Below are 13,878 nucleotides of genomic sequence, written 5' to 3' on the forward strand. Positions count from 1 at the left end.
CCAGTGGATACGCCCGCGTTCGTCGGGGTTGTGACGATCGTGCTCCCACCACGCGGTGATGCTCCCGGCGGGCTCGCCCCCGAGCGTCTCCACGAAGAACATGCGGTCGGACAGCAGCGTGGGGTCCGTGCCGAACTCCCGTACGAACAGGTCCGGCTTCACGTCGATGTACGGCTCGGCCGCGACGTGCAGGTCGGTCCACGTCCGCTCGTCCCCCACCTCGTACGTGCGGAACCGATAGCCCGCCGGCAGCTCGTACTGTGGGACGTCGGCGAAGTCCTCCCGGACCATCCGCACGCCTACGTTGTCAGCTGTCTCGCTCATCCCGGCACATCCCGCGTCGTGGTGGGCAGTTGGCAGAACTTCCCTGTCGGGTCTACACCATGGCAGGGCATCCCGGCCCGCCGGGCACACTCGACGTGCTCTCTGCCGGGGCGCGCCCTGGATCGGCCAGCCGACGGCGGCCGAAGGCGTTGACAGGCCTGCAGGCGGCCGCGCAGTCTGCAGGGCGACCTGAAGGAGGTTCCGCTTCCATGTACCGCCACCTGGGGTTCGGGAACTTGACCAGCGGTGAGTCCCTGGAACTCGCTGCCGTCGACGCCCCGGACCCGGACTGGGCGGACCGGCTGGCGTTCTTCCTGCGCCACAAGGGCGATCCCTACGCCGGCCACATCGAGAGTGCGCTCGACCGGCCGCTGGACGACCTTCGGACCCACTTCTACGTCGGCTGTGTCGACGGCGAGCCGGTCACGCACGTCATGGTCGCGGGAGCTCGTGGCTTCGGGGTGCTGGGCCACGTCTACACGGTGCCGCAGTGGCGGCGCCGCGGCGCCTTCGGTCAGCTCATGGCCGCGCAGATGGAGGACGTCAGGGCGCTGGGATTCACCCACCTCACCCTGTCCACGGGTTACGGCTCCATGCCCTACGACGTCTACAGCTCCTTCGGGTTCCGGTCCGCGGTTCCGGAGTCGGGACAGATGTTCTGGTTCGCCGAGCCCGGGAGCGGGCTCGCACCTGACGTGTCGGGCGGCACGACGATCCGCCGGACCAGGTGGGCCGACTGGGGCGCGTTCTGCTTCGTCCTCGCGCATGCCCCTCTCGCCGGTGAGACTGTTCCGAGGTCACCGGCGCTGGCGATCGAGGAGTGCGGAAGCGCGGAGGGCAGCTTCCTGAAACTGCTCGGTCAACTGGAGCTTGCGGAGGCGCAATCGTACGTTGCGGAGAGCTCGGCCGGAGGAGTCGTCGGGTGGTGCCATGTGGTTCCCAGCCCGCTGACGCTCGGCGGTGCGTGGCTCCTCGACGTCCATGTGCTTCCCGGATTCGAGCATCTCCTCGGCGATCTTCTCGACAGGGTCGACTGGCCGCAGCGCCCCGTCTTCGCGACCACGGCGGATTCCGACATGTACGAACGCCCTATGGCCGTTGCGGGATTCACGAACGCGGCCGTCCTTCCGACCGGAAGGCACGGTCGGCCGGCTCGCAACCTCACGTTCTGGTGGCGTACGCCGGCTACCCGGTGATCTCCGGGGCGTAGAAGGCCGGCAGCGGCTCCGGCCCGGTGTACTTCTGGCAGCTGCACGAAACCGACTCGATGCCGGCCCACCTTCCGCCCTCCCACCGGGCCACCTCGTTGAGTCCGTGGCAGCGGCCCTTCTCCTCGTGGAAGGAAGGGCTGTGTCCGCACCCGCACAGCGGTTTGGCCTCCTCCAGGGCGTGCCGCCGCGGCCGGCCCGGGCCCGGCAGGTAGCGGCCGATCAGGATCCCCACCAGGAGAATGACGGCTCCGATGATCAGTTCCATGAGTTGGTCGCCTCCGGCGTTCAGTCGTGGGAGTTCGTACACGAAATGTCGGCGACCTCCCGTACTGCTTGGGCAACTGCCGTGAAGTCCCTGCGCAGGATCGCGCCGTGGTTGCTGGTGACCTTCGCGCTGACCCGGATGTTCGGGTTGCGTTCGACCACTCTGTCGAGGCCGGCACGGATGCGTTCCTGCTCGTCGCCCCTGCTTCCGAACGACGTGCCGGAAGCGATCACGTACCGGGTCGGGACGGTGATGTTGTCCAGCACGGGGGCCAGTTCGCGTTCCCTGGAGAGTCTGCCGAGCTCGATGTTGCTTTCGGCCTGCTGTTCCGCGCTCATCCGCGGCGTGAGGCCGGTCGGGCGCAGAAGCGGCGTGAACCATCCCATCCGCCGGAACAGCTTCCGGATCCGCTGCTCCATGGCCTCGTCGAGCCAGTCGTACGGAAAAGCGCCGTCGACCAGGACTGCGCCCAGAGCCCGCTCCGGATTGCGGCTCGCCCAGTGCGCTGCCACGACCGCTCCGTAGGACCAGCCCACCAGGAACGCGCGCTCCACGCCCCTGGCTGCGAGAACGGCGTCGACGTCTCGGACGGCGGCTTCGAAGGAGTAGTCCAACGACCGTCTCGACTTCCTGCCGCGGGCCCGCTCGTCGTAGGTGATGTGCCGCCAGTCCGTGCCGAGTTCGGCGACGACCCGCCGCCAGTACCCCTGGGTGGCGAACTGGCCATTGAGGTAGACCACGGGAATACCGGGACCGCCGGAGTCGGTGACGGCCAGAGCGGTGTCGTCCACCGCGACCATGCCGGTCCAGGCCGAGTGGATCGAGGACGTGCTGTTCGTTGTCATGCGACCACCATCCGCGCCGGACCTGACGTGGACCTGACACGGACCTGACAGGGCCAAGCCGAAGTCGCCACGCACACCTGATTGACGCGACCCTTTGGGTGGAATGTCCCTGGATCACACGGCCACACGTTGGTTGTTGATCGGCCGAATCGGAGAGAGGCACTGGTCGGCAGCGAGCCGGCGGCAGTCTTGTTTACAGCGCAGTGGAACTGGCACTCGTGGCCGCGGCAACGATCGCCTTGCGCAGGCAACCGAGCGCTGCCGCGCGAGCGCCGGTCAGGGAAGGCTCGACCGTGAGTTGCGCGGCGCGGACCTCGAGACGCCGGGGCAGGTCGCCGGCAGAAGCATTGATGGTTTCGAGGACGACCGGATGCATTCCCCAGGGACCGCCGACGACGACGGTCTCGGGATCGGCCAGGGCAGCGATGGCCGCGAGCGTTCCGCCGAGAGCCTGGCCGAGTGTCCGGCGTACTGCGGCGCCACCTTGCTCGTCGGTGACAGCGGCAACGAGCCGATCGACGTCGATGGCGGTGGAGCCGGGCTGGCGCAGGTCCAACTGCTCGAAGACGTCGATCAGTGGGGTGGCCCGGCCGTCTCGTCCGCTGGTGACGACGTGGGAGATCTCGCCCGCCATGCCGGTGTGGCCCTTCATCACCTGGCCGTCGCTGACGATCGCGCAGCCGAGTCCCTCGCCGAGGAAGACGTACGCGAAGTCCCTCAGCCGCGGGGCGCCGTGGTCGTCGCGGTGGTCGCGTTCGGCCCGTGCCGCCCAGTTCACGTCGTTGTCGACGACGACCGGCCCACTGGCGTACGGCGCGAGAATCTCCGTCGGATCGAGCTCGCCGATCAGGAACGGCTCGTCCGCGACGTGGACCAGGCGGCCGGTGGAACGGTCGACCGGGCCGGCCGCGCTGACGACCACGAGCCGGATCGACCCGCCGACGCGACCGCGGGCCCGTTCCGCCGCGGCGACCACCGCTGCGGCCACAGCCTCCGGGCCGGCCGGCCTGTCGATCTTCTCCTCGGCCCGCACCAGGGTCTCGCCGTAGGCGTCGACGCCCTCGACCACGATTCCTTCCGGCGCGATGCAGACCGCCAGGGCCGCACCGACATCGGCGGCGAGTGCGTAGTACGACCCGACCCGGCCGCGACCACGCCCGCCCGCACTGCGCTCGCCGGTGTCCACCACGAGCCCCAGCTGCACCAGCCGCCGCACGCTCTCGCCCGTCGTCGGCTTCGACAGGCCGGTCTCGGCGGCCAGCTCGGCACGCGTCATCAGGCGCCGTCGCATCAGGGCCGACAGCACATGCTCGTCGGTCAGGCCGCGGAGCAACTCCGGCGACGGCTTGGCGGGATCCACCCGGCCATTCTAGACAGGGATCTTGCCTAGAAGGCCGGGCACGCCTACAGTCACGTTCAAGTAAGGAGCCGTGACCAGAAGGAGTGGCCATGTCGGCGAGCCCCGTCACCCTGCCCGCACTTCCGCACTGGGAGCAGACGCCGGACGACCTGCCGAAGGCGGTCCGCGAGATCAAGGCCGCGCTGCGCGCCCGGATCGCCGCGTCCGGCCGTACCGTCGAGGAGGTGTTCTCGGTCGTCGAGGACGGCATCCGGGCCGAGGTCGAGCAGATCACCGCCGCGCGCAGGAACGGCGACCCGATCTGGCCGGTCATCGACTACGCCGATATCGCCGCCGGGACGGTCACGTCCGAGCAGGTTGCGCAGCTACGCCGCCGCGGCTGTCTGGTCGTACGCGGGCACTTCGAGCGGGAGCAGGCGCTCGGCTGGGACCGCGACATAGTGGAGTACGTCGAGAGCAACGACTTCTTCGCCAAGTACCGCGGACCCGGGGACGACTTCTTCGGCAGCGTCGGTTCCAAGCCCGAGATCTACCCGATCTACTGGTCGCCCACCCAGATGCAGGCCCGGCAGAGCGACCGGATGGCGCGCGTTCAGGCGTTCCTCAATCATCAGTGGACGTACGCCTCCGACGGCGTGCAGTGGTTCGACCCGGACCGCGACTCGCTCTACCCCGACCGGATCCGGCGCCGCCCACCGGGCACCGACTCCGGCGGGCTCGGTACGCACCTGGACCCCGGCACCCTCGACCTGTGGATGACGCGGGCCAGCCAGAAGGCCTTCGCCCCCTTGTTCGACGGGGCTGTCGAGCAGTACGACCCCTGGCAGGCAGCGAACCGTACCGTCGGCAAGCAGTACCCAGGCAGCACGATGTGCTCGGCGTTCCGCACCTTCCAGGGCTGGACCGCCCTGTCGGACATGGACCACGACCAGGGCGTCCTGCACACGGTCCCGATCGTGGGCGCGATGGCGTACCTCATGCTGCGGCCGCTGCTGCCCGACGTGCCCGAGGACGACATGTGCGGCGTCACTGTCAACCAGGTCTTTCCTGTCAGCGAGAAATGGCATCCGCTGTTGATGGAAGCCCTCACCGGCATCCCGGACGTGAAGGCCGGCGACTCCGTCTGGTGGCACTGCGACATGATCCACAGCGTCGCGCCCGTCACGGACCAGAAGGGCTGGGGCAACGTCATCTACATCCCGGCCGCGCCGTGGTGCCCGCGCAACGAGGACTACGCGGCCCAGGTGCGCGAGGCGTTCCTCACCGGCTCGAGCCCGAGCGACTTCCCGGACGAACACTACGAACGCACCTGGCCGAACCGCTTCTCACCGGACGACCTCAACCAGACCGGCCGGCGCGGCCTCGGCCTCGACTGACATCCGTAGGAGCATCCGGGCCACGCGCGTCCCGACGCCAGGCTCATTCGGCGAGGCCGTCAGAGTTAGCGCCAGATCCGCTCCGCCGCTCGCCAACTGGTCCTGATGGCTGCCGTGGTCAGGAGCGGATCGGCGAACTTCAGGACGTCACGCACGAGGTCGCCGAACCGGCGCGGGAGTTCACTGCCATCAATGCCGAGTTGCCCACGAAATGCTGTAAAGGCGCTACTGCGCACTCTTACGAGTTCGCCGATACTCTCCCCGAGCGGTCGGAGCGCAACACCACGATGTCGTGCCGTCGCCTCTACAGCCGCTCGGACGTCGGCGTAGTCAAGGTCGTGCCTGCCGGTGAGAGTCCAGACGTCTGCGTAGTCGCGAACGCGGCTGTTTGCTTCCCCGAGGCTCACCGCAGTGCACAACTTCTCAGCCAACACGGTCGCCAGCGGGTAACCGAGGAGTCGAAGCGGCTGGCCTTCCCGAAGCACTGGATAGGTAAGTTCGACCGGTGCCGGGGTCACTGGGTCTCCGACGTTGATATCGAGCTTCAACTTGGTCTGCGCCTGCTCGATGCGAGCGTCCATCGCGACGCGGACTCCAGCGTAAAGGCCGTCCTCTCGAATACGCGTGGTCCGCAGAGTAGGGACCCGGAATTCGACCCCGTCGTCCTCTCCGAGCGTCAGCAGGCAGATTTCTTGCACCCTTGCGGCAACCGTCGCTTCGTCGGCTCGCAGATTCCGCGCAAGGAGGTCCGCGTCCTGGGTTGGGCGGCGGGCATCGAGAACCGCTAGCAGGAGACCTCCCTTCAGGATGAATTCCTGGTTGTACGCCGAAGCTGCTACACGTGCCAAGAACCGCTCGAGCACGTAGAACGTGAGTAATTCCTGTGTCGATCGGCGCTCCCGACGGGCGCGGTTCTGCAGGTCCAAGTAGGCACGGCCAGCTGCGGTTGCACGCGTCACAGGCATGATCAACTCGCTGTAATTACGTCGATAGCAGCGCGTACCGGCCCAGCAACATGGAGGGTGTGGGCAATCTCGATTACCTCACCGACGCGAGGGTCGCCGGTGGCGATGTAGCGCCGTAAAGCGATGAGAGCCGTCGCCTCCCCAACCTGTCTCCGCAGGCGGAACACGTCGACCACACTCCGCGGGGCGGAGTAGACCCTGATCGCTTCCCCCGGGGCGGCGTCGACGAGCTCTACTCCCAGCTCGAAGGTTGTGGCATCAAAGCGAGATACCTGGGTCGGCGGATAGTCGATGGCAGGCGGCCGGCTTGTCCGGGGAACCGCGATCTGCACCGCTGGAGGCACCTGGTCTGTCAGGTCGTGCACGGCAAGGGCAGAGGTCAGGCACACCACCGCTCGCGGCGCCCGGCGGGCGACAGCAAGCAGGTCGGGGAACCGGGGCGCCGGCTCGCCGGACTTACGGAACACTCCGCGCGAAAGCTCCATCAACGCGGCTTGGTCGCGCAGCCGGTACAGATCGCGCAAGTGCAGACCGACCTGCCTCGCCTCACCGGTCGTGAACGTCCCCGGCAATCGTCCCAGCCGCTCACTCCAGACCATGGATAGAAATGTAGCCAGGAAGGGGCGACCTGGCAACAGTTGTATCCACGTGCACCGACGCCCAGGCCCTTCACCACCGCCGTACGGGTCTCGGACTTGACCAGGTGGGCTTCTTACCGGCAACCGCTCTGCCGATCGATCGCCGCAGCGGAGTACGCACGCTTCCAGGGATGGACCCAGAAGGTCCCGGCGTCCCGCGTCCACGGGATCTTGTCAGGTCGGAAGGCTGTTCCGGTGGTGGAGAGACGGGAATCCATCTCGACCGAGATGAGCTGGTCGTTCTGGTAGCTCGCCGGCAGCTGACCCGACTGCCCACAGTGCGGTGAGCGTACTGTCGGCGCCTCAGAAGCGGAACCGGACGATGCGGACGGACCGCTTCATGCCCGGGAGCAGGTTCAGGACGCGGTACATGCGGCGTACGTTCGCGGGCGCCTTGGCCATCAGCACTGGTGAGTCGTTCATCGGCGCCTCGTCGACGTACTCGAGCCGCTGATGCCAGTCGGTCAACGCGGCCGGGTCGTCGAAACCGCTGTGGAACCTCGTGCCGTACTTGCGCAACATGGGATCCCACTTCGAGGTACGCCACGCCCAGACCGTCACCAGGTCCAGCTGTATCTGACCGGTGGGGAACGCGTCGACGACGCTGGTCAGCAACTGTCGCACGTCGATCTCGGTCAGGTAGGGCACCAGCCCCTCGGCGATCATCAGCACCGGCCGGCCGCGGGGAATGCGGTCCAGCCAGGTCAGGTCGGTGACGCTGGAGCCGATCAGGGTGTAGTGCTCGCGCGGCGGCAGGAGACGCTTGCGCAGTTCGATGATGGACGGGTAGTCCAGGTCGTACCACTCGACGGTCGCGGGCGGGTCGATCCGGTACACCCGGGCATCGAGCCCGCAGCCCAGGTGCAGCACCACCGCGTCGGGATGCTCGGCGAGGAAGCTTCGGGCCCAGTCGTCGTGGGCCTTCGCGCGCACGACGGCGACCAGACCCATCTGGCTGCTGCCGAACCTGCGCTTGTCGTAGTCGGGGTCGAGCCCCCGCATGGCCTGCTCGGCGTACCGGTCACCGAGGATGGGGTCCGGCAGGCGGTTGTCCAGTGCCTTGGCACGCAGGATGGGGCTGAGGGTCTTCTGCACGCCGACGAGTTCGGTGTCGTTCACGCCGTCGACGCTACTCTCGTTTCACGAATTTTGTGAAGTCTGTGACAAAGTTGGGTTCGTTGAGGTCGTGAGGCGGAGGGAAGGTGCAGCCATGGGAGCGGACGAGACCGCCGTCGCCGCGTTCCGGGAACGGTTCGCGCAGATCATGGTCGACTCCGGCATGCCCCGGATGGCCGCGCGGGTGTACGCCGCGCTGATGGTCGCCGACGACGGCAAGCTGTCCGCGTCCGAGCTCGCCACGCAGCTGGGTGCCGGCGCCTCGGCGATCTCGGGGGCGGTCAAGTATCTGGTGCAGGTACGACTGGTCGAACGCGGTCGCGAACCCGGCAGCCGTCACGACTTCTGCCGGATCCACGAGCACACCTGGAGCCACTTCATCAGCCAGTCCGACCCGGTGCTGGTCCAGGTGCAGGCGGGCGCCGAGGAGGGCGCCGCGCTCCTGGGTCCGGACTCACCCGCCGGGCGGCGAATGGACGAGACCAGCCGGTTCTTCGTGTTCCTGCGCGAGGAGATCAAGGAGTCGATGGCGAAGTGGCGGAAGCTTCAGGCGGCCGAACGCGAGGCCGGCTAGCCCGGGATCTGGCGCGGCGGAAGACCACCGGCCGATGAGTTTTCGGGACCACGCATGTCTGCCTTGTGGAAACGACACGACCAGGGAGGCACCCTTGCGCACGCTCGCCGTCACCCAGAACATCACCGTCGACGGCTCGATCGAGATGCTGGACGACTGGTTCGATCCGCAAAGTCAGGGCGACGTCGACAGTGCGAACCTCCTGGAGGAGCTGCACCGGCAGGACAGCCGCGCGGACGGGTTCCTCGTGGGGCGGCAGACGTTCGAGGCTCTGCGCGGGTACTGGCCCCAGCAGACCGACGACGCGACGGGGGTCACCGACTATCTGAACCGGGTTCAGAAGTACGTGATCTCCACGACGATGACCGACCCGCGGTGGCAGAACTCCACGGTCCTGTCCGGCGACCCCGTCGAGGAGGTCCGCGCGCTGAAGGCGAAGCCGGGCGCGGACATCGTGGTCACCGGGAGCATCACGCTCTGCCACACCCTGATCGAGGCCGGCCTGGTCGACGAGTACCGGTTGTTCGTCTACCCCGTCGTCCAGGGCCGCGGGCGGCGACTGTTCCCCGACGGGTTCGCGGTGCCGGCGCTGAGGCTGCTGGACGCGATGGCCTTCCGTTCCGGAATCACCTTCTCGCGGTACGCGCCGGCCTGACCCGTTCGGCCTGCGTGCGGATCAGGAAGGGCCGGCACCCGACCCGGACCAGGCAGCGACGACCAGTCGGTTGATCTGCTCACGCGTACGCCGGTAGTGGTTCGGGTCGTAGCTGTAGGCGTCGAACCTGAGTGACCCGCCGGCGCCGTCGGTGTCGATGATGCGCATGACCGCGTCCTTGCCCGCCACGTCGCGCAGCGCCTGCATCGCTCGATGGTCGCGCATGGCCGCCGCGAACACCTTGAACCTGATCGAGTCCAGCGGCTGACCGTTCGGTCCGGGATAGACGATGAACGGGTCGCCGGCCGGGAACCCGCCACCGGCGCAGGTGTCCTGGAACGGGTCGACGTGCGAGCGCGAACCGACCGAGTTGTAGAAGTTGAATCCCCAGTGCAGGAAACCCGACACGTCGAACGCGAACAACTGGTGCCCGAGAACGCGGTTACGCAGCGACGGCAGACCGATGAACCGGTTGGAGACGTCGCGCTGCTGCGAAACGCAGTAATAGACCCAGAGATCGTCGATCTTCGCGTCCAGGAAGGGGCCGATCGCATTGGTGGCCACCACCGGAACCGGCACCACGCCGTTCTGGTAGAACGCGAAGTCGCTGAGGGCGTCGACAATGGTGCAGCCGGACAGCAGATCCGTGATCACCGCACGCGCGGCTTCGTAGGTGGCGAGTGCCTTCTCACCGTGCGGCTCGTCGGAGACGTGATAGATGACGTCGCCGGACCACTGCGCGGCCAGGAACTTCCGTAGCTCCGGCACGAGCTGTTCGAGCAGCTCGCGGTACGCCGGGTCCGTGGCGGCGACGTGCCAGCCGAACTTGTGCACGACCTGGCCGTCTTCCTCGACATAGATCGCCGGAGTCGCCTCGGCGCCCCACTGCGTGAAGAAGTGCGCGATCTCGACCTGGGCCAGGCCGTGCTTGCGGCACAGCTCCAGCCAGCGGCCGAGCTTGTCGAAGCCGAACGAGTACCGGCCGGCGGAGTAGCTGATGTCGAGAAGCTGGACGGGAGTTCTCGTGGTGCCGCGGGCGGTGTCCAGCGGCGGCGTCCACACCGGCGTGAGGACCGACGTCGCACCCATCTCGGCGGCCCGGCCGAGGAAGTTGTCGATGGCGTTCCAGTGCTCTTCGCTGTAGACCGGCACGTCGTAGTAGTGCGCCAGACCGTCGCAGTGGAACCAGTGCGTGTTGACGATGTCGAGCGGTGGCAGTTCGTACGGGAAAACCTCGAACTCGACCGTGTCCTCGAAAAGGGGATCACCATCGGCGGTGCGTGCGGTGATCGTCAACCGGTGAACTCCGGCGTCCGCCGCGTCGTCGACCCGCAGGTCGACCCAGACCGCACGCCACCAGCCGAACAACGGCATGACCTCGCCGTCCACGGCCGGTCGGAGCAGGTCCGGATACAGGCCCGGCGCCTCGCGGTCGTATCGGTCGTCGTGCAGCCCGGGATAGGCCATCGTCGTGCACGGGACGAGCTCGACCGTGTGCAGGGTCGCGAACCGGCTCGAGTCTCCCGTCAACTCGAAGACGATCGGCCGAAGGTCCGGGGAGCGGCCGTCGAGCGGCGGCCTGAACGCGACCTGCACAGACCCGGTCTCGCCGAGGAAGAGGCTCTGCGGGATGGACCGGTCGAGTGGACGCGGATCGCCATCGGTGTAGACCTTCTCCAGCGAGTCGGTGGTCACGAACGACCACCCGGTCGATGCCGTGCTCATACTGTCGTCGCTCCCTTGCCGGCGGAACAGCGCGCGGACGAATGTCGCGCTGTGCGTGTCACATCGTAGGTGAGCGGCCGCAGTGGCGAGCATGGCGATCGCAGCTCTCGGCAGACCTGCCGCAGGACGCTGACGGCTGCCTCTTACACAGCCGGGGAAGACGACGCGGTTATCCAGCCCGTGACCGTGTCGGCGCACCCTGCTGATGCTGCCGGTCGGCCGGGTCCACCTGACGTCGGCCTGCCCGCCACGCCCAAGCCCGCCGACCTGGCGCGGGGATGGCCCTACGCCGCGTTGCGCCTGGTCCGCGTCCTCGCCCGGCCCTGATCCCAAAGGCGCCTGTCCCTCACTCAGCCGCAGTTGTTCGTGCTGGTGACCACCACGTCGTCCGTCGCCTCCGTGAGCGCGTACTTCTTGCCCTGGATGATCAGTGGGATCTGGATCTCGGACGGTGTCGAGCCGCGGCCGTCGCCGTTCTCGTCGAAGAGCTGCTCGTAGTGCAGGTGGGCGACGCCGGTGTTCACCGAGCCGACCTCGCCGATCTTCTGGCCCTGCGTGACCTTCTGGCCTTCGCTGACGGTGAACGTCGGCATGTGGATGTAGACCGAGTACCAGCCGCCACCGTGGTCCAGCTCGATCAGGCCGGAGTTCGGCGAGATGTGGTCGACGACGCCGGGCGCGGACGCGAGCACGTCCTGTCCTCGCGTGGTGCCGTCCTCGTAGAACCAGTCGATCTTCCCCTGCTCGGGGTTGTGTCCCGGGTAGGTCGTGGCGCGCCAGTGTTGCCCACATCGAAACGGCAGCTGGAAGTTCGGCCGTCCGTCCGGCAGCCGGGCCGGCACGGTCGCCGGTTTCGGCTTGGGCTTCGGCTCGGGCCTGGGCTGGGGCCTGGCAACCGGCTTCGGTTTCGGTCTCGGTTTCGGTCTCGGCGGGGGCTTCGGCTTCGGGGTGGCGGTCCTGGTCGGCTTCGGTGTGGGCGTCGCCGTGCGAGTGGGCGTGGGGGTAGGAGTCGGCGTCAGCGTGGTCGCCATCGCCATTTCCGTCGCCGTCGGAAGCGGTGCACGCGTTCCGCCTCTGCTCGGTCGATGAGTGACGACTCGCTGGGTCGGGGTCGGCTCGTACAACACCTTCGCCTGCGGCTCCACGGACGTGAACAGATGCGAGTAGGCGAGGACGCCGACGGCCGCGAGCGCGACGCTTGCCCCCGTGGTCGCGGCGAGCAGCACCTTCCGTTTACCCCTGTGGGTGGGAGCTGGTCTCCCCCGCGTCATCGGAGGAACTCGGCGAGTACAGCCCCGTCGAACAAACTCATACGCAGAACGTCATGGCGATCTTTCACGCCGTCACCTCGTTGGGGTTGTGCGGATCATTGGGGACACGCCCCCGCGACGGTCGTGCGAAAAGCATCTTTACCGCACCATGTCGGGCCTTGGCCTGTCGAGTTCCGGACTCGGCCAGCACTTACCTTCCCCGCGACGGATCACTCGCTCTCCGTCAAGCAGTCGTTGACAGAACGGCTCCCTCACCATCGAAGGGGCGCGTGCCGGCGCGCTCGCGTTCCGCGCGCAACTCGCGTCCGGGTGATCCACCATTGGGGGTTGCGTTGATCATGTGGGAAGGTAAGGAGCTCGGGGGCCGGAGGATCCAGGCCGTTGGAGGAGGCACCTCATGGCTGCCGTGTACGCACAGAGCATCAGCCGCGCGCCCCGACCACACAGTCTCGCCGAGGTCGTCGAAGCCGTGCTCCACAAGGGCATCGTCATCGACGCGAACGTGCGGGTGGCGGCTGTAGGTGCCGAGCTCCTCGCCCTCGATGCGCGGGCGGTGATCGCGAGCATCGACACCTACGTACGGTTCGCCGAGGTGGTCAACCGGCTCGACCTGGTGCCCGGAGAGGACGTGGCAGAGGTCCCGGCCGGCGCGAGAGCCGACGCCACGCAGCTGGTTGCCGCCGACCCGACCGTACGCGTATCGAAGGACAGCGAGGCCGGCGACGCGGACTCCGGGGAGAGACGGAAGCGCACCGACCGGCCGGCCCGGCCTCACCTGCCCGGTGCGGACCCGTCGGAGGTCGCCGCCCGGCACCTCGACGGGCGGTACGAACTCCGTGGGCTGCTCGGTCACGGCGGGATGGCGGAAGTGTGGGACGCCGTGGACAACCTCCTCGGCAGGGCGGTGGCGGTCAAGATTCTGCGCGGCCACCTCGCCGCCGAGCCGGAGTTTCTCGCACGCTTCCGTCGTGAGGCGCAGTTGGCCGCCGCCCTCAACCATCCGTCCATCGTCGCCGTCTACGACACCGGCACGGACCACGGCGGGGACGTCGACGTTCCGTTCATCGTCATGGAGCACCTCGAGGGCGCGACCCTCAAGGAGGTGGCCGCCGAGACCGGCCCGCTTCGGCCCGGTCGCAGCCTGGAGATCATCGTCGAGGTCCTGGACGCCCTCGAAGCCAGCCATCGCCACGACATAGTCCACCGGGACGTCAAGCCGGGCAACATCATGGTCACCGCGTCGGGCGCCATCAAGGTCATGGACTTCGGCATCGCCTGCTCTCCCTCCGAGCAGACCGGCCGCCTGACCGACCCGGCCGCGGTCGTCGGCACCGCCCAGTACCTCTCCCCCGAACAGGCCGCCGGGCGTCCGATCGACGGGCGCAGTGACATCTACGCGGTCGGCTGTGTGCTGTACGAGCTGCTCACCGGAGGACCTCCGTTCACCGGCCCGACGCCGTACGAGGTCGCCTGCCGCCACATGCACGAGGAACCGCTCTCACCTTCCGTTCTCACTCCCGGCCTTCCGCCGGAGTACGACGCGATCGTGCTGC

The 13,878-nt window shown here is 67.9% G+C and carries 14 protein-coding genes; 5 read left to right on the forward strand and 9 right to left on the reverse strand.

Annotated features, from left to right (window positions below; all coding sequences use genetic code 11):
• Positions 1-324: hypothetical protein (locus ABZV93_RS04250; RefSeq protein WP_354930120.1), on the reverse strand; the 324-nt coding region annotated here is incomplete at its 3' end.
• 209 nt (positions 325-533) lie between these two features.
• Here ABZV93_RS04250 and ABZV93_RS04255 point away from each other — a divergent pair.
• On the forward strand, positions 534-1,520 hold the full coding sequence (locus ABZV93_RS04255; RefSeq protein ID WP_354930123.1) for a GNAT family N-acetyltransferase: 987 nt from the start codon (positions 534-536) through the stop codon (positions 1,518-1,520).
• On the opposite strand, the gene ABZV93_RS04260 is transcribed toward ABZV93_RS04255, so the two are convergent.
• From ABZV93_RS04260 to ABZV93_RS04270, 3 genes are all read right to left on the reverse strand, one after another.
• Positions 1,510-1,800, reverse strand: a complete 291-nt coding sequence (locus tag ABZV93_RS04260; protein WP_354930126.1) for a hypothetical protein — start codon at positions 1,798-1,800, stop codon at positions 1,510-1,512. The two genes, ABZV93_RS04255 and ABZV93_RS04260, sit on opposite strands and share 11 nt — an antisense overlap.
• 20 nt (positions 1,801-1,820) lie before the next feature.
• On the reverse strand, positions 1,821-2,645 hold the full coding sequence (locus ABZV93_RS04265; protein ID WP_354930129.1) for an alpha/beta hydrolase: 825 nt from the start codon (positions 2,643-2,645) through the stop codon (positions 1,821-1,823).
• A gap of 193 nt (positions 2,646-2,838) precedes the next feature.
• Positions 2,839-4,005 (reverse strand): ROK family transcriptional regulator, encoded by a 1,167-nt coding sequence (locus tag ABZV93_RS04270; protein WP_354930132.1) that lies wholly within the window; start codon positions 4,003-4,005, stop codon positions 2,839-2,841.
• Between the two features lie 89 nt (positions 4,006-4,094).
• Here ABZV93_RS04270 and ABZV93_RS04275 point away from each other — a divergent pair, with 89 nt between their 5' ends.
• A complete protein-coding gene (locus ABZV93_RS04275; RefSeq protein ID WP_354930135.1) occupies positions 4,095-5,381 on the forward strand; it encodes a DUF1479 domain-containing protein in 1,287 nt (428 codons plus the stop codon).
• 65 nt (positions 5,382-5,446) lie between these two features.
• On the opposite strand, the gene ABZV93_RS04280 is transcribed toward ABZV93_RS04275, so the two are convergent.
• The 3 genes from ABZV93_RS04280 to ABZV93_RS04290 form a co-directional block, all read right to left on the reverse strand.
• Positions 5,447-6,346, reverse strand: a complete 900-nt coding sequence (locus ABZV93_RS04280) for a nucleotidyl transferase AbiEii/AbiGii toxin family protein (protein WP_354930138.1) — start codon at positions 6,344-6,346, stop codon at positions 5,447-5,449.
• Positions 6,347-6,348: 2 nt separating this feature from the next.
• Positions 6,349-6,945: a hypothetical protein gene (locus tag ABZV93_RS04285; RefSeq protein WP_354930141.1), complete on the reverse strand. Its 597-nt coding sequence runs from the start codon at positions 6,943-6,945 to the stop codon at positions 6,349-6,351.
• Positions 6,946-7,287: 342 nt separating this feature from the next.
• The gene (locus tag ABZV93_RS04290) at positions 7,288-8,103 is read right to left on the reverse strand and encodes a class I SAM-dependent methyltransferase (protein ID WP_354930144.1); all 816 of its coding nucleotides are present in this window, start codon (positions 8,101-8,103) and stop codon (positions 7,288-7,290) included.
• Positions 8,104-8,194: 91 nt separating this feature from the next.
• Between ABZV93_RS04290 and ABZV93_RS04295 the strand changes: the two genes are divergently transcribed.
• Positions 8,195-8,674 (forward strand): MarR family transcriptional regulator, encoded by a 480-nt coding sequence (locus tag ABZV93_RS04295; protein WP_354930146.1) that lies wholly within the window; start codon positions 8,195-8,197, stop codon positions 8,672-8,674.
• Positions 8,675-8,768: 94 nt separating this feature from the next.
• Complete coding sequence (locus tag ABZV93_RS04300; protein ID WP_354930149.1) at positions 8,769-9,329, forward strand: dihydrofolate reductase family protein; 561 nt, start codon at positions 8,769-8,771, stop codon at positions 9,327-9,329.
• A 21-nt stretch (positions 9,330-9,350) separates the two neighbouring features.
• Here the strand turns inward: ABZV93_RS04300 and ABZV93_RS04305 are convergent, their stop codons facing one another.
• Together ABZV93_RS04305 and ABZV93_RS04310 are read right to left on the reverse strand one after the other, a co-directional pair.
• Entirely contained in the window at positions 9,351-11,054 is a 1,704-nt protein-coding gene (locus ABZV93_RS04305) for a DUF4091 domain-containing protein (RefSeq protein WP_354930152.1), read from the reverse strand.
• A gap of 350 nt (positions 11,055-11,404) precedes the next feature.
• On the reverse strand, positions 11,405-11,896 hold the full coding sequence (locus ABZV93_RS04310; RefSeq protein ID WP_354930155.1) for a M23 family metallopeptidase: 492 nt from the start codon (positions 11,894-11,896) through the stop codon (positions 11,405-11,407).
• Positions 11,897-12,722: 826 nt separating this feature from the next.
• On the opposite strand from ABZV93_RS04310, the gene gvpJ reads away from it, so the two are divergent.
• Positions 12,723-13,878, forward strand: a 1,156-nt coding sequence (gvpJ, locus tag ABZV93_RS04315; protein WP_354930158.1) for a gas vesicle protein GvpJ, incomplete at its 3' end; no start/stop codon positions are given.

The organism is Actinopolymorpha sp. NPDC004070, from assembly GCF_040610475.1.
Lineage (GTDB): Bacteria > Actinomycetota > Actinomycetes > Propionibacteriales > Actinopolymorphaceae > Actinopolymorpha.